General features: G+C 70.1%; 16 protein-coding genes and 1 tRNA gene. 8 read left to right on the top strand and 9 right to left on the bottom strand.

Going from position 1 to position 20,683, the window contains the following annotated elements; genetic code table 11:
- Positions 1-19: 19 nt before the first annotated feature.
- On the top strand, positions 20-652 hold the full coding sequence (locus ACSHV8_RS44415; RefSeq protein WP_436526228.1) for a TetR family transcriptional regulator: 633 nt from the start codon (positions 20-22) through the stop codon (positions 650-652).
- Between the two features lie 61 nt (positions 653-713).
- On the opposite strand, the gene ACSHV8_RS44410 is transcribed toward ACSHV8_RS44415, so the two are convergent.
- The 5 genes from ACSHV8_RS44410 to ACSHV8_RS44390 form a co-directional block, all read right to left on the bottom strand.
- Positions 714-1,175: a DUF4383 domain-containing protein gene (locus ACSHV8_RS44410; RefSeq protein WP_436526226.1), complete on the bottom strand. Its 462-nt coding sequence runs from the start codon at positions 1,173-1,175 to the stop codon at positions 714-716.
- 79 nt (positions 1,176-1,254) lie between these two features.
- Complete coding sequence (locus ACSHV8_RS44405; RefSeq protein WP_436526224.1) at positions 1,255-3,054, bottom strand: ABC-F family ATP-binding cassette domain-containing protein; 1,800 nt, start codon at positions 3,052-3,054, stop codon at positions 1,255-1,257.
- Between the two features lie 87 nt (positions 3,055-3,141).
- Positions 3,142-4,089: a 4-(cytidine 5'-diphospho)-2-C-methyl-D-erythritol kinase gene (locus ACSHV8_RS44400; RefSeq protein WP_436526222.1), complete on the bottom strand. Its 948-nt coding sequence runs from the start codon at positions 4,087-4,089 to the stop codon at positions 3,142-3,144.
- Between the two features lie 2 nt (positions 4,090-4,091).
- The gene (gene rsmA / locus ACSHV8_RS44395; RefSeq protein WP_436526220.1) at positions 4,092-4,973 is read right to left on the bottom strand and encodes a 16S rRNA (adenine(1518)-N(6)/adenine(1519)-N(6))-dimethyltransferase RsmA; all 882 of its coding nucleotides are present in this window, start codon (positions 4,971-4,973) and stop codon (positions 4,092-4,094) included.
- A gap of 29 nt (positions 4,974-5,002) precedes the next feature.
- On the bottom strand, positions 5,003-5,923 hold the full coding sequence (locus ACSHV8_RS44390) for a TatD family hydrolase (protein WP_436526218.1): 921 nt from the start codon (positions 5,921-5,923) through the stop codon (positions 5,003-5,005).
- A 70-nt stretch (positions 5,924-5,993) separates the two neighbouring features.
- On the opposite strand from ACSHV8_RS44390, the gene ACSHV8_RS44385 reads away from it, so the two are divergent.
- Positions 5,994-7,028 (top strand): hypothetical protein, encoded by a 1,035-nt coding sequence (locus tag ACSHV8_RS44385; RefSeq protein ID WP_436526216.1) that lies wholly within the window; start codon positions 5,994-5,996, stop codon positions 7,026-7,028.
- A gap of 48 nt (positions 7,029-7,076) precedes the next feature.
- Here ACSHV8_RS44385 and ACSHV8_RS44380 read toward each other — a convergent pair whose 3' ends face one another.
- Together ACSHV8_RS44380 and metG are read right to left on the bottom strand one after the other, a co-directional pair.
- Positions 7,077-8,399 (bottom strand): hypothetical protein, encoded by a 1,323-nt coding sequence (locus ACSHV8_RS44380; RefSeq protein WP_436526214.1) that lies wholly within the window; start codon positions 8,397-8,399, stop codon positions 7,077-7,079.
- 216 nt (positions 8,400-8,615) lie between these two features.
- On the bottom strand, positions 8,616-10,418 hold the full coding sequence (gene metG, locus ACSHV8_RS44375; RefSeq protein WP_436526212.1) for a methionine--tRNA ligase: 1,803 nt from the start codon (positions 10,416-10,418) through the stop codon (positions 8,616-8,618).
- 131 nt (positions 10,419-10,549) lie between these two features.
- Between metG and ACSHV8_RS44370 the strand changes: the two genes are divergently transcribed.
- Positions 10,550-11,443, top strand: coding sequence for a hypothetical protein (locus tag ACSHV8_RS44370; protein ID WP_436526210.1), 894 nt, complete (start codon positions 10,550-10,552; stop codon positions 11,441-11,443).
- Here ACSHV8_RS44370 and rsmI read toward each other — a convergent pair.
- Entirely contained in the window at positions 11,440-12,291 is an 852-nt protein-coding gene (gene rsmI, locus ACSHV8_RS44365; RefSeq protein ID WP_436526208.1) for a 16S rRNA (cytidine(1402)-2'-O)-methyltransferase, read from the bottom strand. The two genes, ACSHV8_RS44370 and rsmI, sit on opposite strands and share 4 nt — an antisense overlap.
- A 60-nt stretch (positions 12,292-12,351) precedes the next feature.
- Here rsmI and ACSHV8_RS44360 point away from each other — a divergent pair, with 60 nt between their 5' ends.
- The 3 genes from ACSHV8_RS44360 to ACSHV8_RS44350 all read left to right on the top strand — a co-directional run bounded on the left by ACSHV8_RS44360 (position 12,352) and on the right by ACSHV8_RS44350 (position 17,561).
- Complete coding sequence (locus ACSHV8_RS44360) at positions 12,352-13,932, top strand: dolichyl-phosphate-mannose--protein mannosyltransferase (RefSeq protein WP_436526206.1); 1,581 nt, start codon at positions 12,352-12,354, stop codon at positions 13,930-13,932.
- Positions 13,933-14,514: 582 nt separating this feature from the next.
- The gene (locus ACSHV8_RS44355) at positions 14,515-15,213 is read left to right on the top strand and encodes a hypothetical protein (RefSeq protein ID WP_436526204.1); all 699 of its coding nucleotides are present in this window, start codon (positions 14,515-14,517) and stop codon (positions 15,211-15,213) included.
- Between the two features lie 50 nt (positions 15,214-15,263).
- A complete protein-coding gene (locus ACSHV8_RS44350; protein ID WP_436537233.1) occupies positions 15,264-17,561 on the top strand; it encodes a bifunctional polysaccharide deacetylase/glycosyltransferase family 2 protein in 2,298 nt (765 codons plus the stop codon).
- 53 nt (positions 17,562-17,614) lie between these two features.
- Here ACSHV8_RS44350 and ACSHV8_RS44345 read toward each other — a convergent pair whose 3' ends face one another.
- Positions 17,615-18,859: a GAF domain-containing sensor histidine kinase gene (locus tag ACSHV8_RS44345; RefSeq protein ID WP_436526202.1), complete on the bottom strand. Its 1,245-nt coding sequence runs from the start codon at positions 18,857-18,859 to the stop codon at positions 17,615-17,617.
- Positions 18,860-19,002: 143 nt separating this feature from the next.
- On the opposite strand from ACSHV8_RS44345, the gene ACSHV8_RS44340 reads away from it, so the two are divergent.
- Together ACSHV8_RS44340 and ACSHV8_RS44335 are read left to right on the top strand one after the other, a co-directional pair.
- Positions 19,003-19,509 carry a DUF2199 domain-containing protein gene (locus ACSHV8_RS44340; RefSeq protein WP_436526200.1) on the top strand — a complete coding sequence of 169 codons (507 nt, stop codon included), beginning with the start codon at positions 19,003-19,005 and terminating at the stop codon, positions 19,507-19,509.
- Between the two features lie 857 nt (positions 19,510-20,366).
- Positions 20,367-20,439, top strand: a tRNA-Ser gene (locus ACSHV8_RS44335).
- The last annotated feature ends 244 nt before the right edge of the window (positions 20,440-20,683 follow it).

Below are 20,683 nucleotides of genomic sequence, written 5' to 3'. Positions count from 1 at the left end.
TCCCTGGCAGGATGACCCAATGACCGAGGAGAAGCCCCGGGTCCGGATGTCCGCCGCCCAGCGCCGCGAGCAGCTGATCGTCATCGGCCGCCAGTTGTTCGCCGAGCGTGGCTATGACGCGACGAGTGTCGAGGAGGTCGCGGCCCGGGCGAAGGTGTCCAAGCCGGTGGTCTACGAGCATTTCGGCGGCAAGGAAGGCCTGTACGCGGTGGTTGTCGACCGCGAGGTGCGCGCGCTGCTGGATCGGATCACGGCGGCGTTGACGGCGGGTCATCCGCGGGAGTTGTTGGAGCAGGCGGCGTTGGCGTTGCTGGATTACATCGAGGAGGAGCCGCACGGGTTTCAGGTGTTGTCGGCGCGGCAGGCTCCGTCGCTGGCGCCGGCGGGCACGTTCTCGACTGTGATGAACGATGTGGCGCATCAGGTGGAGCATCTGCTGGGCGGGGAGTTCCGGACGCGGGGTCTGGATCCGAGGTTCGCCGAGTTGTATTCGCAGGCGCTGGTGGGGATGGTGGCGCTGGTGGGTCAGTGGTGGCGGGAGGCTCGGCGGCCGAAGAAGGAGATGGTGGCCGCGCATCTGGTGAATCTGGCCTGGAACGGGTTGTCGAATCTGGAGGCGAAGCCGGGGTTGATCACTCGGAAGGGCCGCTGACAAGCAGAGATGGCCGCCGCGCCTTCAGGAAAGGCGGGACGGCCATCGTGGGCGGACCGGTTCAGGCGGTGCGGCCCTCCCGGACCTGCCGCGGCGCGCCGGCCTTGCTGGGCGCGGCGACCTTGCTGTAGAGGCTGATGGTGATCAGCAGCAGGCCGACGATGTAGGTGACGACGACGGTGGACATGCTGGCGCCGAAGAGGTTGGCGTCGGTCCGGATGGTCGCCATGGAGTAGCTGCCGAGGACGAGGATTCCCCAGCCGAGGTATTTGTCGACGGCGACGTCGACGTTGCGGCCGACGACGGTGCCGAGGATCACCAGGGCGCCGACGACGACGGTGATGATCGACCAGAGCAGGTTGCTGCTCTGTCCGAGTACACGGTCGCCGGTGTGCCCGGTGAAGCTGTCACCGGCGGTGATGCCGAAGCCGATGATGCCGAAGACCACCAGGTACGCACCGGCGACAAAACCGGCCAAGCGGTACATCGGCCGAAGGGGGTGGTTGACCGGAATATGCGCCATGCTGTCCGTCTCCAAGGTCAGGTGTTGTCGTCCCGATTCTCGCGTATCCGCGACAAGCGGCGCAGGTACACCCCCCGGATCAGTTTCCGGGCACCTGCTCGGCCAGTTCCAGCCAGGCCATCTCGACTTCTTCGCGTTCCTGGCGGACGGCCTTGAGCTGGGCTTCCAGATCTACGATTTTGTCGTAGTCGCTGCCGTGTTCGGCGAGACTTTCGTTGATCTTGGCTTCTTTCTCGGTGAGCTTGTCCATCTGGCGTTCCATCCGGGCAAGATCTTTCTTGGCCTGGCGGAGCTCACTCTGGGAGAGGCCGGTCGCGGCTTGCGCCGCTTGCGGTTGCTGCTTTTCCGGTACGGACGCAGGCCCGGTCCCGTGGATGCGGCCGAGGTATTCGTCGATGCCGCCGGGGAGGTGGACGAGCCGTCCGTCGCCGAACATCCCGTACGCCTTGTCGGTGACGCGCTCGACCAGGTACCGGTCGTGGCTGGCCACGATCATCGTGCCGGGCCAGGAGTCGAGCAGGTCTTCCAGGGACGCGAGGGTGTCGGTGTCCAGGTCGTTGGTGGGCTCGTCGAGGAGCAGCACGTTCGGCTCGGTGGCGAGCAGGCGCAGCATCTGCAGGCGGCGGCGTTCGCCTCCGGAGAGGTCGCTGACCGGGGTCCAGATGCGCTTGTCGGTGAAGCCGAACACTTCGGCGAGCTGGCCGGCGGAGAGTTCCCGGTCGCCGAGCTGGACGCGTTTGGCGACTTCTTCGACGGCTTCGAGCAGGCGCAGGTGCCCGGGCAGTTCCTTGAGCTCCTGGGAGAGGAACGCCGGCCGTACGGTCGAGCCGGTGACCAGGCGTCCGCCGTCGGGCTTGGTGATGCCGGCGAGCAGGCGCAGCAGGGTGGTCTTGCCGGCCCCGTTGGCGCCGAGGATGGCGATCCGGTCGCCGGGGCCGACCTGGAAGGTCAGGTCCTGGAAGATCGGCTTGGGTCCGGCGTTGAGGGTCACGTTCTCCAGGTCGTAGACCTGTTTGCCGAGCCGGGTGGTGGCCAGCCGTTGCAGGCTGACGGTGTCGCGGACCGGCGGGACGTCGGCGATGAGTTCGTTGGCGGCGTCGATCCGGAACTTGGGCTTGGACGTACGGGCCGGCGGGCCCCGGCGCAGCCAGGCGATCTCTTTGCGGAGCAGGTTCTGCCGGCGGGCTTCGACGGAGGCGGCGACGCGCTGGCGTTCGGCGCGGGCCAGGATCCAGGCCGCGTACCCACCCTCGTACGTGTGGACCTGCTCGTCGACGACTTCCCAGGTCATGGTGCAGACGGCGTCGAGGAACCAGCGGTCGTGGGTGACCACGACGAGCGCGCCCTTGCGGGTGAGCAGGTGCTTGGCCAGCCAGTCGACACCGGCGACGTCGAGGTGGTTGGTGGGCTCGTCGAGGATGAGCAGGTCGCTCTCGCGGACCAGGAGGGCGGCGAGCGCGACGCGGCGGCGTTCGCCACCGGACATCGGGCCGACCGGGGTGTCCAGGCCGAGGTAGCCCATGCCGAGGCCGTCGAGGATGAGGCGGACGCCGGAGTCGCCGGCCCACTCGTGCTCGGCGCCCATGCCCTGGGGCAGCCAGGCGGTGCCGAGCACGACGTCGCGCACGGTCGCCTCGGCGGCCAGGTTGAGGGTCTGCGGCAGGTTGGCGACGCGCAGGTCACGGCGGTGCGTGACGCGTCCCGAGTCCGGTTCCTCGATTTTCGCGAGCATGCGCAGGAGGGTGGACTTGCCGGCCCCGTTGAGGCCGACGATGCCGAGGCGGGCGTCGTCGTCCAGGCCGAGGGAGACGTCGGTGAGCAGTTGACCGGCGGCGCCGTAGCCCTTGTTGACCCGGTCCAGGTTGATGATGTTGGCCACGATGCAAAAAATCCTGTCTCGCGGGGTACCGCGGGGCTGCGGCGTGGTCCAGATGGTGTCCGGCGGGCAGCCCGCGGGAGCACCGGTCTAGATTACCCGCGCTCCGGGCTGGGGTCCCCGGGCGGTGACCGCTCCGCGGCAGACCCCGGCGGCGGTGAGGCCGTCGGCGATCTCCTGCGCGTGGGCGGCGTTGGCGGCGAGGAAGACGCAGGTGGGGCCGGAGCCGGAGACCAGGCCGGCCAGGGCGCCGGCCTCGGTGCCGGCTTTGAGCACGTCGGCCAGTTGCGGGCGCAGGGCGAGGGCGGCGGCCTGCAGGTCGTTGCCGAGGGCGGCGCCGAGGACTTCGGGGTCGCGCTGGCGCAGGGCGGCCATCAGCCGGTCGGCGTTGCCGAGCGGGGCCGGTGGCCAGGAACTGGCGCGCAGGGTGTCGAGTTCGCGGTAGACGGCCGGGGTGGACAGGCCGCCGTCGGCCACGGCGACCGCCCAGTGCCAGGTGGTGGGGCGGGCCAGGATGGGGCTGACCGCCTCGCCGTGGCCGGTGCCGAGGGCGGTGCCGCCCTGCAGCAGGAACGGGATGTCGGAGCCGAGCTGGGCGCCGACCTCGGCGAGCTCGTCGCGGGCGAGGCCGAGGCCCCAGAGCAGGTCGCAGGCGATCAGGGTGGCGGCCGCGTCGGCGCTGCCACCGGCGAGACCGCCGGCCAGCGGGATGCTTTTCTTCAGGTGCAGCCGCGCGTAGGCGGGGACGCGGGCGCGGGCGGCCAGGGCCCGGGCGGCCCGCATGATCAGGTTGGTCTCGTCGAGTTCGAGGTCGCCGGTGCCCTCACCCTCCATGGTGAGCGTGAGGGTGTCGCCGTGGCGGGCGGTGATCTCGTCGAACAGGCTGATCGCGTGGTAGACGGTGTTCAGCTCGTGGTAGCCGTCGGGGCGCAGCGGGCCGACGCCGAGGTGCAGGTTGATCTTCGCCGGGACGCGCACCCGGACCGGGCCGTTGTGCGGGCGCGGCTCGTCGTCGTCCGGACCCCAGGCCTCGGTCATCCTTACGCCTCCTCGGGCTGTACGCCGGACGCGCTGAGCTTACCGCCGTGCTCGGACGTTGTGGCCGCCGCGGCGATCGCGACGAACTGCCCCACGGTCAGGGACTCGCCCCTGGCCTGCGGGCTGATGCCGGCCCGGACGAGGATGCGCTCGGCCTCGGCGGCACCGCCGGCCCACCCGGCCAGGGCGGCGCGCAGGGTCTTGCGGCGCTGGGCGAAGGCGGCGTCGACCACGGTGAACACGTCGGTGCGGGCGGCGCCGGCCGGTGGCTCGTGGCGGGTGAACGCGACCAGACCGGAGTCCACGTTGGGCACCGGCCAGAACACCGCGGGCGGGACCTTACCGGCCGATCGGGACTCGGCGTACCAGGCCAGTTTGACGGAGGGGACGCCGTACACCTTGGATCCGGGCCCGGCGATGAGCCGGTCGGCGACCTCTTTCTGCACCATGACCAGGCCGCCGCGCAGGGTGGGCAGCTCGGCCAGCAGGTGCAGCACGACCGGGACGGCCACGTTGTACGGCAGGTTGGCCACGAGCATGGTCGGTGCCGGGTCGAACCGGTCGCCGGTGACCTTGAGCGCGTCGGCCGGGTGCACGGTGAGGTGCGCGGCGGTGACGGTGGCGGGCAGGGCGGCGGCCAGGACCGGGTCGATCTCGACGGCGTGCACGTGCCGGACGGCGCCGGCCAGGCCCAGGGTGAGTGAGCCGAGGCCGGGGCCGACCTCGAGGGCGACGTCGTCGGGGCGCAGGCCGGCGGCGGCCACGATGCGCCGGATGGTGTTCGGGTCGTGCAGGAAGTTCTGACCGAGCTTCTTGGTCGGCGCGACGCCCAGGCGGGCGGCCAGTTCCCGGATCTCCGCCGGGCCGAGAAGTGCGTCAGCCATGGGAAGCAGCCTAGGCGGCCGACTACCACCTACCGGTGCCAGGGGCCGAAGACCCGCTCGCCGTTGGCCGAGATCTGCGCGCACAGCGCGTCGACGTCGACGCCGCGGGCCGCGGCCAGGGCCCGTACGGTGATCGGAATCAGATAGGACGCGTTGGGCCGGCCCCGATGCGGGACGGGTGTCAGGTAGGGCGCGTCGGTCTCCACCATCATCAGTTCGGGCGGGGTGATCGCGGCGGCCTCGCGCAGGTTGCCGGCGGTGGCGAAGGTGACGGTCCCGGCGAAGCTGAGGAAGTAGCCGCGGCGCACGCATTCGGCGGCGAACTCGGCGTCGCCGGAGAAGCAGTGCAGGACGACGGTGTCCGGGGCGCCCTCGGAGTCGAGGATGCGCAGCACGTCGGCGTGGGCGTCGCGGTCGTGGATGATCAGCGCCTTGCCGTGCCGCTTGGCGATCTGGATGTGGGCCCGGAAGCTGGTCTCCTGCGCGGCCTGCCCGTCGTCGCCGGTGCGGAACGTGTCCATCCCGGTCTCGCCGATGCCGCGGACCCGCGGCCGGGCGGCCAGCGTGTCGATCTCGCGCAGCGCCTCGTCCAGGTCGGCGACGCGCGGGGCGTCGTTGGGGTGCAGGGCGACCGCGGCGAGCACGGCGTCGTGACGGTCGGCGATGTCGGCGCCCCAGCGTGACGACTCCACGTCGACGCCGACCTGGACCAGGCGGTCGACGCCGTTCTTGGCGGCCGCGACGATCAGGGCCTGCACCGGGTCGGCGACCCCGTCGGCGCCGCCCGGCACACCGGCCTCCTGAATGGTCAGGTCCAGGTGGGTGTGGCTGTCGAAGACCGGGACGGCCAGGGGATCCGGGGCGGGCGGGAACTCGCCGGCCCGGCGGGCGGCCTTGGCCCGGCGCTTCTCGGCCGGACTGTTGGGGGGAGTTGACGACATGTGAGACATTCTGCACGGCCCGTCCTCTGGTAACCGAACGTTCACCTGGCATCCATAACGATCATTTAAGTTCCGCCGAGTGACCGTGATCGGTGAGGACAGCCAGCTGGGCGCCGACCCGCTCGAGCCTCCTCTGATGGCACCGTTGCGCCGTGGGCTCACCTGGCAGGCCGTGCAGTCGATGAGCCAGTCCGCGGTGCATCGGGACGACACCACGCTGCGTGCGATCCGGGAGACGGCCGCGGTACGCCGCGGGACCCGGATGACCAAGCTGCTGTCCCCGGCGCAGGTCGCCGGGCATCTGGGCGGCTGGCTCCCGTACGGATTCTGCTACCGCTCCTGTGACATCGCCCACCTGACCGAGCCGGATCAGCTCAGCCTGCTGCGCACGGACGGCGCCGCCGACGGGCGGGTCGCGTTCGCGCTGCGCTGGCGGGCCACCGACCCGGCCGACTACGAGGTGCCGGCCGCGCCGGCCCAGCCGGGCCTGTCCCCGCTGCCGGCGCACTCCCGGATCGGCGCGATGGTGCTGGGCACCGGGTTCACGCCGAGCACCGACGACCTGATCCCGGAGTACGTCACCGCCGGTTTCGCCGACCTGCCGATCCCGGCCAACGCGCAGCTGGTCGCGCACGTGCCCGGCGGCGAAGAGGTCATCCTGTACACGTACCAGCCGGAGCAGCACGGCTGGCTGCGGCTGGCCGGCCCGCGCTGGCGCCCGCTGCTCGACGAGCTGCCCGGGGTGAGCCCGGACCGGGAGTACGTGCCCTGCACCGTGACCGGCACGGCCAAGCTGGTCGGCACGATCAAGGGCAAGGAGTACGAGGCCGTCGCCGACCCGCCCGGCGAGTTCCGGGTCCGCGCGCTGACCCGCGCCGCCCGCTACCAGGTGGAGACGCTGAGCCGCCGCGCCGAGCAGGCGCAGTGGCGCGGGGTGCCGTGCTGGGTGCTGCAGCGCGACGAGACGTGGGCCCGGCTGCGGCTGCTGCGGCCGGACGGCGACGGGCTCAACGCGACCGGAGCGCGCTGCTACGAGCGCGGGGTGTATGAGGCCTGGGCGCCGATCGACGAGCTGCGCGATCACCACATCGCGGAGATCGCCTACCACATCTGAGGAACGCGAAAAGGGCCGGCGATCGCCGGCCCTTTCCTCATGTGGTGATCAGTTCTTGGTCAGCTTGACGCGCAGGCTGCGGTAACCCCCGTGGTCGCCCCAGTCCCAGGCGGCCGCGTCGACGTACAGGTCGCCCTTGGCCTGGCCGGGTGCCTTGAAGGACCACTTGCCCTTGACGGCCTTGATGGCCACCGGGGTGCACTTGGCTTCGTACTGCTCCGAGGTGTAGATCCGGAGCCACTTCTTGTGCTCGTTCATGCAGTAGAGCTTGTTGCCGCTCACGCGGGTGAGCCAGACGTACACGTACGGTGCGCCGGACCCCCGGTCGGAGACGGTGCCCCGGACCACGTTCCACGACTTCACGCGGTTCGCGCTGGACGGCTTCGTGATCGTGACGACCGGGCGCCACTTGTCCGTGCGGACCGTGATCGAACCGGCGCTGATCCAGCTGCTGTAGCCGTTCGCGTTCCGGTACCGGATGTAGAGCTGCCGCTTGCCCTTGACCACCAAGCTGGAGTTCTTGTAGTGGTAGAACAGCGCGGTGATGGTCCGGTTGGCGCCGGAGAACGAGTTCGAGGAGTTGTCACCCCACTGCACCTCGTACCGGTTGGTGCCGGCCGGCACGCGGTCGACCTTGAAGGTGTACCGCTGGCCCGGCCACACGGTGTGCGTGCTCAGCGTGACCCGCCCGGGCACGGTGACCGAAACGGTCTTCGTGATCGGCAGCGAGGCGTTGCCGGACGAGTCCGTCAAGATCTCGCTGACCTTGAAAACACCGCTTTTGCTGTACGTCTTCGGGAAGCTCGCCTGGCCCGGGAGCAGCGTGACGTGGCTGCCGTCACCGAAGTCGATGTACCGCGTGATCGCGGAGTTCGGGTCCTTCTTGTCGGAGTAGTCGGACTCGTTCTGGGTGAGGATGACGTTCTGCCCGATCCAGATCGAGCTCAGGTTCAGCTTGAAGTTGCCGGTCGGCGGCTCCTTGTCCACTTCCGGCTCAGGATCGGTGCCAGTCCCGGTTCCCGGGTCAGTGCCGGTGCCGGGGTCAGTGCCGGTGCCGGGGTCAGTGCCAGTTCCGGGTTCAGTGCCGGTACCCGGCTCAGTTCCCGTCCCCGGCTCGGTGCCAGTTCCGGGCTCGGTCCCGGTGCCCGGCTCGGTGCCAGTGCCCGGCTCAGTTCCCGTGCCCGGCTCGGTGCCGGTCCCCGGGTCGGTGACCGGAGGCGTGGTGGTGTCGGTCGGATCCGTCGTGACGACGGTCCCGCCCTCGCCGGTGGTGGTGTCGGCGTAGGCCGGCGAACCCGCGACCGCGCCACTCGCGATCAGCGCACCGCCGACAAGGGCCGCCAGCAGCGGCCTGGCCAAACGTGGTTTCAAGGAAGTTCCAGCTCCTTCGAGGGGTACCAGAACCACATGAAGGACTAGTTGGACGATCTGGACGTCAGAACGGTCCCAGATCGACGAAACGCCAACGTTCCCCCGTGGCGTCGATCAATTTAGCCTCCCAGCGAATTTTGATCAATCCTGTTTCCAGTAAGCCGAGGCACAAAAAAGGGCCCGGCAGCGCCGGGCCCTTCTCGTCGGATCAGTGGATCAGGAGTCGCCGGCCAGCCGGGCCAGTTCCTCGTCCACCACGGACGGTTCCAGCTTGCGGAAGACCGGCTTCGGCGCGTTCAGCGGCGTCCCGGCCACCAGCGGCACCGACTCCCAGCGCGCGCCGACGGTGTAGTCGCCGGTCAGCACCGGGTAGCCCGGCCCGCCGTCCAGGTCGTCGACCTCGACGATCTCCGGCATCGGGGCGTGCACGCCGACCCCGCCGAGCAGCTCGTGCACCTTCTGCGCGGAGTGCGGCAGGAACGGCGTGAGCAGCGTGTTCGCGTCGGCGACGACCTGCAGCGCGACGTGCAGGATCGTGCCCTGGCGCGGCTTGTCCTCCTCGGCCTTCAGCTTCCACGGCGCCTGCTCGGACAGGTACTTGTTGGCCTCGGCGACCACCTTCATCGCCTCGCCGATCGCGGCCTTCTGCCGGTGCTTGCCGATCAGCTCGCCGACCGTGGCGAAACCGGCCCGCGCGACCGCCAGCAGCGCCTCGTCCTCCGGCGTCGGCGAGACGAGCGGCGGGATCACCCCGAAGTTCTTCGCGGCCATCGAGATCGACCGGTTGACCAGGTTGCCCCAGCCGGCGACCAGCTCGTCGTTGTTGCGCCGGACGAACTCGGCCCAGGTGAAGTCGGTGTCGTTGGACTCCGGCCCGGCCGCGGCGATGAAGTACCGCAGCGCGTCGGCGTCGTAGCGCTCCAGGAAGTCCCGCACGTAGATGACCACGCGGTTGGAGGAGGAGAACTTCTTGCCCTCCATCGTCAGGTACTCACTGGAGACGACCTCGGTCGGCAGGTTCAGCTTGCCGAGCGAGCCGGCCTGGCCGCCCTTGTCGCCCTCACCGGAGTAGCCGAGCAGCAGCGCCGGCCAGATCACCGAGTGGAAGACGATGTTGTCCTTGCCCATGAAGTAGTAGCCGAGCGCGTCCTTGCCCTGCGCGTCGGCCGACCACCACTGGCGCCACGCTTCCGGGTCGCCGGTGCGCCGGGCCCACTCGATCGACGCCGACAGGTAGCCGATGACCGCGTCGAACCAGACGTAGATCCGCTTGTCGGCCCGGTCGCGCCAGCCGTCCAGCGGGATCGGCACGCCCCACTCCAGGTCCCGCGTGATCGCCCGGGGCTGCAGGTCGTCCAGCAGGTTGCGGGAGAACTTGAGCACGTTGGGGCGCCAGTTCTCCCGGTGCTCCAGCCAGGAGCCGATCGCCTCGGCGAAGGCCGGCAGGTCGAGGAAGAAGTGTTCGGTCTCGACGAACTGCGGGGTCTCCCCGTTGATCCGGGAGCGCGGGTTGATCAGCTGCTCGGGGTCGAGCTGGTTGGTGCAGTTGTCGCACTGGTCGCCGCGGGCCTTGTCGTAGCCGCAGATCGGGCAGGTGCCCTCGATGTAGCGGTCGGGCAGGGTGCGGCCGGTGGACGGGGAGATCGCGCCCAGCGTCGTGCGGGCCACGATGTACCCGTTCGTGTGCAGGCCCTCGAACAGCTCCTGCACGACCGCGTAGTGGTTGCGCGTGGTGGTCCGGGTGAACAGGTCGTAGGTCAGGCCCAGCCCGTGCAGGTCCTCGACGATCACCCGGTTGTAGCGGTCGGCGAGCTCGCGCGGGGTGACCCCCTCGGCGTCGGCCTGGACCTGGATGGGGGTGCCGTGCTCGTCGGTGCCCGAGACCATGAGCACGTCGTGGCCGGCCATCCGCATGTACCGGCTGAAAACGTCGGAAGGCACCCCGAAGCCGGAAACATGACCGATGTGGCGCGGGCCGTTGGCGTAGGGCCAGGCGACCGCGGCGAGAACGTGACTCATGACGCCAAGCGTAGTGACCCCTCTCGGAGCTCCGCGAACGGATTGCCGCCGCCCGCCCTTGCCGACCGATTTGTCCCGACACGCCCGGCTATTGGCGGCATCGGCGACGAGCACCGTAGTTGACTGGGCGGGTGACCGGAAACACACCGCAACCAGGGGAAAACCCGTGGGCCCAGGTCGATCCGGACCCCACGTGGTGGCAGGGCGACACCGAGCGGCTGCCGAGCTCGCAGGAGTGGGCCGACCAGGCCGGCGAGCAGGCTCGCGCGGCCGGTGCCGCCGACACCGAGGAGCACCTGGCCACCGCCGACCAGCTGATGATCATCGAGCCGGGGCAGGTCGCCGACGAGCCGACCGTCTCCCTGAGTCCACCCCAGGAGCCACTGCCGCCCCTGCCCGAGGACGCCTCGCCGGCTACCGCCCACCGCCTGGAGCGGATGGAGAACTCGCCGTTCTGGCACACCGACGAGGCGCGCATCGCGGCCGAGGCCCGCAACGACCCGCGACCGGGCCGCCGGCGTCGGCAGCCGTCCGCCAACCCGGTCACCGCGCTGCTCGCGCTGATCGCGCTGAGCCTGGTGGCGGCGTTCTTCGCCTGGGTCAGCGCCGAGCCGTTCTGGCTCGCGGTCGGGCACGGCGACCGGGGGTACGCGATCACCACGCGCTGCCACGGCGACGGCCTCACCCAGCGCTGCACCGGCCAGTTCGCGGCCGACGACGGCCGGGTCACGGTCCGCCGGGTGACCCTGCTCGGCATCGCCGGGCCGGCCCGGGAGCCGGGCGCGGTCACCGGCGCGCGGATGGTCAGCCCGGGCAGCACCCAGGCCTACGCCGTACCGCCCGGCCTGCTCCTGCACCTGCGCTGGGCGCTCGGCTTCCTGATCGTGCTGACCTGCGGTTACGGCATCGCCGGGGCGACCGGGGCGCGCCGGCTGGAGTCGGCCCGGGCCCGGCGCGGCGCCCTGCTGGCCAGCGTCGCCGGCCCGCTCCTGCTGCTGGGCGGGTTCCTGATCGCGGCCTATTAGCTGTGTACGAGGGTGTAGACGTCGCGCTTCTTCAACCCGTACTGATCGGCGATGGTCTGGATGGCGTCACGCCGTGACTCGCCGGCCGCCTCGCGGGCCGCGACCGCCGCACGCAGTTCGTCGTCGGCCGGACGTTCCGCCGGACGGTCCGGCGCACCGCCCACGACCAGGGTGATCTCGCCGCGCGGCTCACCCTCGGTGGCCCACGTGGTCAGTTCCTCGCACGTGCCGCGGCGGATCTCCTCGTACGTCTTGGTCAGTTCCCGGCAGACCGCGGCCGGCCGGTCGGCCCCGAACAGCGCGACCAGGTCGGCCAGGGTCCCGGCGATCCGGTGCGGCGCCTCGAAGAAGACGAGTGTGCGCGGTTCGCCGGCGAGTTCCTTGAGGCGGGAACGGCGGTTGGACCCCGTACGGGGAAGGAAGCCTTCGAAGACGAAGCGGTCACTCGGCAGACCGGAGAGCGCCAACGCGGTGGTGACCGCACTCGGACCGGGCGCGGCGGTGACCGGGTAGCCGGCGTCGAGGGCGGCCCGGACCAGCCGGTACCCGGGGTCGGACACGCTCGGCATACCCCCGTCGGTGATCACCACCACGGTCGCGCCGGCGGCCAGCTCGTTGACCAGGTCGGGCGTGCGCCACTCCTCGTTGCCCTCGAAGTAGGAGACGACCTTGCCGGTCAGCGTCACCTCGAGGTCCTTGACCAGGCGGCCCAGACGGCGGGTGTCCTCGGCCGCGATCACGTCGGCGGCGGCGAGCACCTCCCGCAGCCGGGACGACGCGTCACCGATGTTGCCGAGCGGGGCACCGGCCAGGACGACCCGGCCAACTCCTACTTCTTCACGAGACACCGGAAAAGTCCATCACACGCCCGGGCTTCAGTTCAAAGCTCGGCAGCCTACGATCGCGGGGTGACGACGGCGACAGCGGAGACAGATCTCACCACCGCGGACTCCCCCGCCGGGGCGGAGTCTCCCCAGGGTCTACGCGTGGTGCCCGACCTCGTCCGGCGGCGCCTGTCGACGCTGGACAACCGGCTCGAACCCTGGTCCTGGCTGGTCACCGTGGTGATCACGGTGGCCGCGGGCATCCTGCGCCTGGCCGGGGTGAGCAACCCCAAGGGCTACATCTTCGACGAGGTGTATTACCCGACCGACGCCTGGGACATGCTCCAGCACGGCGTCGAGTGGGACGAGAAGACCAACGGCCCGGCGTACGTGGTGCATCCCCCGCTGGGCAAGTGGCTCATCGCCGTGGGCGAGAAGATCTTCGGCAACAACGAGCTCGGCTGGCGTTTCACCGCCGCGGTGGCCGGCACGCTGATGATCTTCATCCTGATCCGGGTCGCCTACCGGATGTTCCGGTCCACGGTCCTGGCCGGGATGGCCGGTCTGCTGATGACCCTGGACGGCTTCCAGCTGGTGCTGTCGCGGACGGCGCTGCTGGACATCTTCCTCGGGCTCTTCGTGCTGCTCACGTTCGCCTGCATGGTGCTCGACCGGGATCACTACCGGCGGCGCTGGCGCGACGAGCTGGCCAAGGGCTTCGACCCGGCGGCGACCCACCGGATCCCCCGGATCGTGCCGTGGTGGCTGCTGCTCAGCGGCGTCTTCTTCGGCCTGGCCTGCGGCGTGAAGTGGAGCGCGCTGTTCTTCGCCCCGTTCTTCGCCGCCCTGGTGGTGGCCTGGCGCTGGCAGGCGCGGCGCTCGGCCCGGGTCCGCGGCCCGTTCGTCGCCGGCATCCTCGGCGATTTCGGGTACCTGATTCTCAGCTTCGTCCTGAGCATCATCTTCTACCTGGCCACCTGGACCGGCTGGTTCGTCACCGACACGGGTTACTTCCGGCACTACCGGGAGGCCAACGGGCTGAGCGAGCCGCCGATCCTGGGTGCGCTGCTGAACCTGATGCACTACCACTCCGAGGCGTACAACTTCCACAGCGGACTGACCGAGAAGCACGTCTACCAGTCCTGGCCGTGGCAGTGGCTGCTGCTGGGGCGGCCGGTCGCGTTCTACTGGAACGGCAACGGCAACTGCGGGTCGACCAGTTGCGCGGCCGAGATCCTGCTGCTGGGCACGCCGCTGCTGTGGTGGTCGTTCCTGCCGGCGCTGTTCGCGCTGGTCTGGTTCGGCATCGCTCGGCGCGACTGGCGGGCCTTCGCGATCTTCACCGGGGCGATGGCCGGTCTGCTGCCGTGGTTCTACTTCGCCGTCAAGGACGGCCGGACGATGTTCTCGTTCTACCTGATGCCCGGCCTGCCGTTCCTGATCCTGGCGGTGGTCTACGTCCTCGGGGCGATCATGACACCACCGGAGGGGATGGCCTCCGGCTCGGCGAGAACCGATCGGCAGCTGATCGGGGTGGTCGTCGCCGCGACGTACATGGTGCTCATCGCGCTCTGCTTCGCGTACTTCTATCCGATCTTCGTGGGCCGGACGATGCCGTACGACGACTGGTCCATCCGGATGTGGCTGGGAAGTCGCTGGATCTAGGCTCCCCCGTACGCGTGAAGCCCGGCGTTTTCGCCGGGCTTCGTCGCTTTCGGGGGACCTTTGTGGACTTGGGCCAAGCGTGGATCTTTGCCGCTTTTCGCTGATCACGGGGCATCCGCCGGTCGATCAAGAACCGCCCGGAGTGGACACGGGCCGGAAAATAGGGCGCGCCCCGATCGCCTGCCACGGGGGAAGCGGGCGATAGGGGCGCGCAAGATGCAGCTTAACGAGCATGGATGCGCCGCACAACGGGTGTTCGCCACGGATTGCCGTGCCGATCCCAGCATCCCAGCGATTCGGACAATATTCTTTTATAGTACTTATTACGCATACCATCTCATGAATACGATTCAACTCCACGGTCGGGAATGCGACAGCAATTAGATCCCGAATCTGGCGTAACGTATTCGGGCCCGCGACCGCACTGCAGCTCAGCGGATCGACCGCCGCCAGGGACACCGCCCACGCCACCGGGTCAAATTCCCCGGGTCACCCTTTCGTCCCTTTTAGCCGCATCAGTCGGCCATCACCCTTATAGGTGACAAGCGCCAAGATCGCGATAAATGTTCTTAAGCTCGCCGCGTGACAACGCAGGAGACCCAACACCAGAAGACCGCCGACCAGCGAATTCCGGACACGGAAGTGATCGCCGTTGCGACGCCGGCCCCGGTGTTCGTCGACTCCACCGGTCGGCGGAGCCGCATGCTCCGCCGGATCGCCCTGGGGTTCGGCATCCTCGTCGTCTCCTACGGCGGGCTGGTCAGCGTCAGCCTGGCCGGCGGCCCGGTGAGTTCCAGCGCCGTGCTACCGCTGCCCGGGATGGACGACGACGAGAAGGCCGATCCGGCGCCGCCCCGGCCCAACCCGGCCCCGGCGGTGAACCCGACGAGCGCCCCGGCCACCGCACCGCCGGTGGAGTCGACGGTCAACCCGGCCCGGCCGGCCGCCCGTCCCACGGTCACCGTGACCGCGAAACCGGCCGCGACCACCAAGCCCGTACCGGCCAAGGCCACGACGCCACCGGCCACCAAGGCGCCGACGACCAAGCCGACCCCGACGCCGGCCGTCACCACGACCAAGCCCACCGAGTCGACGACCACGACCCCGGCCGCCGACCCGACCACCACCAAGCCGGCCGACCCGGTGGTGGCGCCGGCCCCGCCCGCGCCGCCCGTGTCGACCGGCACCACCAAGATCCAGCCGGAGGCGAGCGGCCCGCTCGGTGACGACCCGGCCGACACGGGCTCACCGGCGCCGTCCTCCTCCGGGGAACCGGCGTGAGCCGTAACCGCGGGCGCAGCCGCCGGCGCATCCTGCCCCGCCCCCGGGTGATGCTCGCCTCGCTGCTGCTCGCGCTCTTCGTCGGTGTGCTCGTGGTGCAGGCGTACATCAACTCCGAGTTCACCGCCGACCACAAGGAGACCGAGGTCGGCGACCAGTCCGGGGTGCCGTTGTCGATCCGCGGCGGGGGGCCGATCATCAACACCACCGGCGGGCAGGAGAGCACCAGCCGGCTGCCGGACCGCACCATCGCGCTCACCTTCGACGACGGGCCCGACCCGGAGTGGACCCCGAAGGTCCTGGAGGTGCTGCGGGAGAACGACGCGCACGGCACGTTCTTCGTCGTCGGCTCCCAGGTCGCCCGGCACCCGGCGCTGGCCAAGGACATCGTCGCCGACGGCAACGAACTGGGCCTGCACACGTTCACCCACCCGAACATGCAGCTGCTCGCCCCGTGGCGGCGGCACCTGGAGCTTTCCCAGAACCAGACGGCCATCGCCCGGGCCACCGGCGTGCACACCAACCTGGCCCGCTTCCCGTACTCGTCCAAGTCCGAGGCGATCGACGAGGCCAACTGGAAAATCGTCAAGGAGGCCGGACAGGCCGGCTACCTGGTCGTCGTCAACGACCTGGACAGCGAGGACTGGCAGCGGCCGGGCGTCGACCAGATCATCCGCAACGCCATGCCGGCCGGCCAGAGCTCGGCCATCATCCTGTTCCACGACTCCGGGGGCGACCGCGCTCAGACCGTACGGGCCCTGGGGAAGTTCATCCCGATGATGAAGGCCCGCGGATACCGGTTCACCACCGTCACCGAGGGTCTGAACCTGGGCATCGAGGAGCAGGCGGCCGACGTCAAGGCCGGCCGCGCCCCGGAGAGCGCCACGGTCATCCCGACCCTGCCGGAGAACCCGCCGGCCGCCCGGGGCGACGTGTGGCGCGGCGCCGGGCTGATCTGGACGGTACGGCTGGCCGACGGTCTCGTCACGGTCGTCGCCGCGCTGTTCGTCGTGGTCGGTCTGCTGACCATCGGCCGTACCGCCCTGTTGTTGCTCCTCGCCACCCGGCACGCCCGGCAGCGGCGCAAGAAGAGCTGGAGCTGGGGTCCCCCGGTGACCGATCCGGTGTCGGTGATCGTGCCCGCCTACAACGAGAAGGAGGGCATCGAGGCGGCCGTGCGCTCGCTGGCCCTCGGCGACTACCCGCAGATCGAGGTGGTGGTCGTCGACGACGGTTCCACCGACGGCACCGCCGACATCGTGGAGAGCCTGCACCTGCGCAACGTCCGGGTGGTCCGGGTGCCCAACGGCGGCAAGCCGAACGCCCTCAACACCGGGATCGCGCTGGCCCGGCACGACCTGATCGTGACCGTCGACGGCGACACGATCTTCGAGGAGGACTCGATCCGCCGGTTGGTGCAGCCGTTCGCCGACCCGACGGTCGGCGCGGTCGCCGGCAACGTGAAGGTCGGCAACCGGTCCAGCATGGTCGCGACCTGGCAGCACATCGAGTACGTGATCGGCTTCAACCTGGACCGCCGCCTGTACGAGACGCTGAACTGCATGCCGACCGTGCCCGGGGCGATCGGCGCGTTCCGCCGCGAGGCCCTGACCAAGGTCGGCGGGGTCAGCGACGAGACGCTGGCCGAGGACACCGACGTCACCATGGCGATGTGCCGGGAGGGCTGGCGGGTCGTCTACGAGGAGCACGCCAAGGCCTGGACCGAGGCGCCGACAACGCTGGAGCAGCTCTACCGCCAGCGGTACCGGTGGAGTTACGGGACCATGCAGGCGATGTGGAAGCACCGCCGGGCGCTGTTCGACAAGGGCCCGTCCGGGCGCTTCGGCCGGGTCGGCCTGCCGTTCCTCGCGCTGTTCGGGGTGGCGCTGCCGATGCTCGCCCCGGTCGTCGACGTCATGCTCGTCTACGGCCTGGTCTTCTGGGAGCTCCGGGAGACGCTCATCGCCTGGCTCGGCATGCTGGCGTTGCAGCTGTTCACCGCCGCGGTCGCGTTCCGCTTCGACCGGGAGTCGCTCAAGCCGCTCTGGCGGTTGCCGTTGCAGCAGTTCGCGTACCGGCAGCTGATGTACCTCGTGCTGATCCAGTCGGCCACCACGGCGATGACCGGCGGCCGGTTGCGCTGGCACAAGCTGAACCGCACCGGGCTGACCGCCCAGCCGGCCCCACCGCCTGAACCGGTGCTCCCGCCGGTCGTCGAGCCGGTGGCCCCGGTCGTGGACAGCTGGCCGCCGACCAAGGCCGAGGTGCCCCGGCAGCAGCAGCCGGTCGGGCGGGCGGTCGCGCCGCCGACCACCCCGGCCGTGCCGTCCCGGGCGTCCCGGGACTAGCCAGGCCGGTCCCGCGGCCCACCGACTGCAGCCGGTGGGCCGCGGGCCTCTTTCTAGGCCACGGCCAGGTCCCGGAGCAGTTCGTCCGGGGTCATGTCGGCGTACGGGAAGACCACGTGCAGCGACGTCCCGTCCCCGGGCCGGTCGGAGAGCGCCACCGTCGCGTGGTGGGCGTCCAGGATCCGCTTGGCGACGGCCAGCCCCCGGTCCGGTCCGGGCACGTCGGCCGGGTTGGCGATCGCCCCGTAGTACAGGTGCGGGAACAGGTCCGGGCGCATCCCGTCGGGCAGGTCCATGTCGTCCAGCCGCACGGTCGGGCCGGACTCCATCTCGGTGCCGACCCGCACCCGGCCGCCCTCCGGCGTGTACTTCACGGCCGCGAACAGCAGATGCGTCAGCACCTGTTCGAGCCGTACCGGGTCGGCGATGATCGGCAGCGACGGCCCGCCGGCCTGGTTCAGGATCCAGATGTGCTTGCTGGCCGCGATCGGGCGGACCGCCTCCACGGCCCGCTGCGTCACCCGGGTCAGGTCGCACTGCCGCATGTGCAGGCTGTCCCCGCCCAGCCCGGCCTCGGCCATCTGGGTCAGGTGGTCGATCAGTTCCCGGAACCCGCGGCAGTGCGCGGCGGCGGCCCGGCCGACCAGGTCCCCCAGTTCGGCGTCGTGGTAGCCGGTGTTGCCGAGGTTCTCCAGGTACGACGACATCAGCCGCAGCGACGACCGCAGCTCCCCGCCGACCAGCCCGGCCAGATCGTCCTTGCGCCGCTCCAGCTCCTGCAGCCGGGCCGTGGTGTTGGCCAGCGCATACGCGTACCGCCGCAACTCCAGCTGCGCGGTCACCTGCCGGGCCAGCGCGCGCAGCGCCTGCTGCTGTTCCATGGCCAGCCGCCGCGGCTCGGTGTCCATCACGCAGAGCGTGCCGAGCGCGAACCCGTCGGTGGTCATCAGCGGCGCCCCGGCATAGAACCGGATGCCGTCGGAAGCGGTCACCGCCGGGTTGTCGGCGAACCTCAGGTCCTCCCGCGCGTCGGGAACCATCAGCAGATCGCGGCCGAGGATCGCGTGGGCGCAGAAGGACAGGTCGCGGGACGTCTCGGCGAGATCCGAGCCGGTCCTGGCCTTGGCCCACTGCCGATCCGCGTCGACCAGGCTGACCATGGACACGGGCGTCTCACAAACGCCGGCGGCCAGCGCGACGATGTCGTCGAAGTCCTTCTCCGGTGGGCTGTCCAGGATGTCGAGCGAGTAGAGCGCGGCCAGCCGCTCGATCTCGTTGTCGGGCAGGGGTGCTTTCATTGCGGTCACCTCCGAGACTCGCTTCAGAGGTACCACGCAAAAGTAGCCACCTTCACATTTCGCCCAAATCCCGCACAGTCCGAGTGTGACTTTGCCCGGCGTGCCGATGATCACTTCAGGTCATCGCCGTATGCTTCGCGCCCATGAACACCGACGAGTTCGCGTGCGGCACGTGCGGCTCGACACACGGCGGCCCCCCGCTGAGCTTCGCCGCGCAGTCCCCGGACGTCTGGCTCCCGGAGATGTCCGAGGACGAGAGTTGCCTGCTCGACTCCGACCTGTGCGTGATCACCGGCGAGCGGTTCTTCATCCGCGGCCTGATCGAACTCCCGGTCTGGGACACCGGCGACATCTTCACCTACAGCATGTGGGTGTCCCTGAGCCGCCCGAACTTCACCCGCGCGGTCGACGTCTGGGAACAGCCCGGCCGCGAGACCGAACCCCCGTACTTCGGCTGGCTCGCCAACACGATCGACGGCTACGAGCCCACCACGCTCAACCTCAAAACCATGGTCCACACCCGCCCGGTCGGCCAGCCCCCATACATCGAGCTGGAGCCGACCGGCCACCCCCTGGCGATAGAACAACGCGCCGGAATCTTCCGCTCCCGCGTCGAAGAAATCGCCAGCTTCCACCTACATCGCCCATAAACCCTCAAGATCTTCATTGCCTATCTCCGCCGGGGTACAGACCGTCGCTCCCGCGGGGACCCTTGCGGGGGCCGCAGGGCGCTGGCGCGCCCAAAACACGACCCCCTCCAGGGCGACGTGGTCGGCTGGTCACGCTCAAAGCAACAAACCCACCCACAGCCCCACCACCCACCCCAGCCCTACGGCTCGGCCCACGCGAGGCCGCCGCCACACCAGCCCCAGCCGCGCCCCCGCCCGCCGGCTGGCGCTCACGGTCGTTCCCGCCCGTTTTTACAGCCCTGAGCACCAGCCAAGAACCCGGCACCGCGCCTGCCCGCCGAGCCGACGCAAGGCCGCGCCCCACGGGCCGGGCCCGACGCAAGGCCGCGGCTCACGGGCCGGGGCCGACGCAAGGCCGCGGCTCACGGGCCGGGGCCGACGCAAGGCCGCGGCTCACGGGCCGGGGCCGACGCAAGGCCGCGGCTCACGGGCCGGGGCCGACGCAAGGCCGCGGCTGGCGCGAGGTCCAGCCGCGCCGCACGGCACCGGCCAGCGGCCCGCTTGGTCAAGCCGACGCGGCGGCGCGGCCCATCACGTCGCGCGTCTCCGGTGGGAGCGGGCACGTGTGGGTCGGGGCGGGAATGAAGAAATGCCCCCGGTTCGCGATTGACGCGAACTGAGGGCACTGATTTTTGGTGGAGCTGTGGGGATTTGAACCCCATAGACCCTACGGCCTGCGGAGATACGACAGACTTGGACGTACCGCACCCCTGAGCTGCCCATACACTTTCATCGACTTACATCGTTTGATACTGGCTTTCGGTCTCTGTTGTGCCGGATCTGTGCCAGGTGATCTTGTTGAACAGGTAGCGTCGGATCCGTCGTAGCTCAACCGGTTAGAGCGCCGACCTGCTAAGTCGGGGGTTGTGGGTTCAAGTCCCATCGGCCGGACGGGGCGGGGCGGCTTAGGCCGTTCTCGCCCCCAACGAGGGCTGGCAACTTCTACTTCAAGGCCATCCGCCGCGATCTTCGGTGTCAATACAACCTTGACACCAGGTTGCGATGCGCAGAGTCGGTGACGGGGGCGGCGGCGTGCGCCCTCCTGCGGGCAGGCCACCGGCCTGCCGCTTGACCCTCTGGCCGCGAGGGCCGCAGAGGCTCCGGCGTCAGGGGCGGCCGGTTTGTGGCCGTCGCT

Origin of the sequence: Actinoplanes sp. HUAS TT8 (assembly GCF_051380535.1) — a bacterium.
Lineage (GTDB): Bacteria > Actinomycetota > Actinomycetes > Mycobacteriales > Micromonosporaceae > Actinoplanes.
This window is presented reverse-complemented; position numbering and strand designations above follow the sequence as displayed.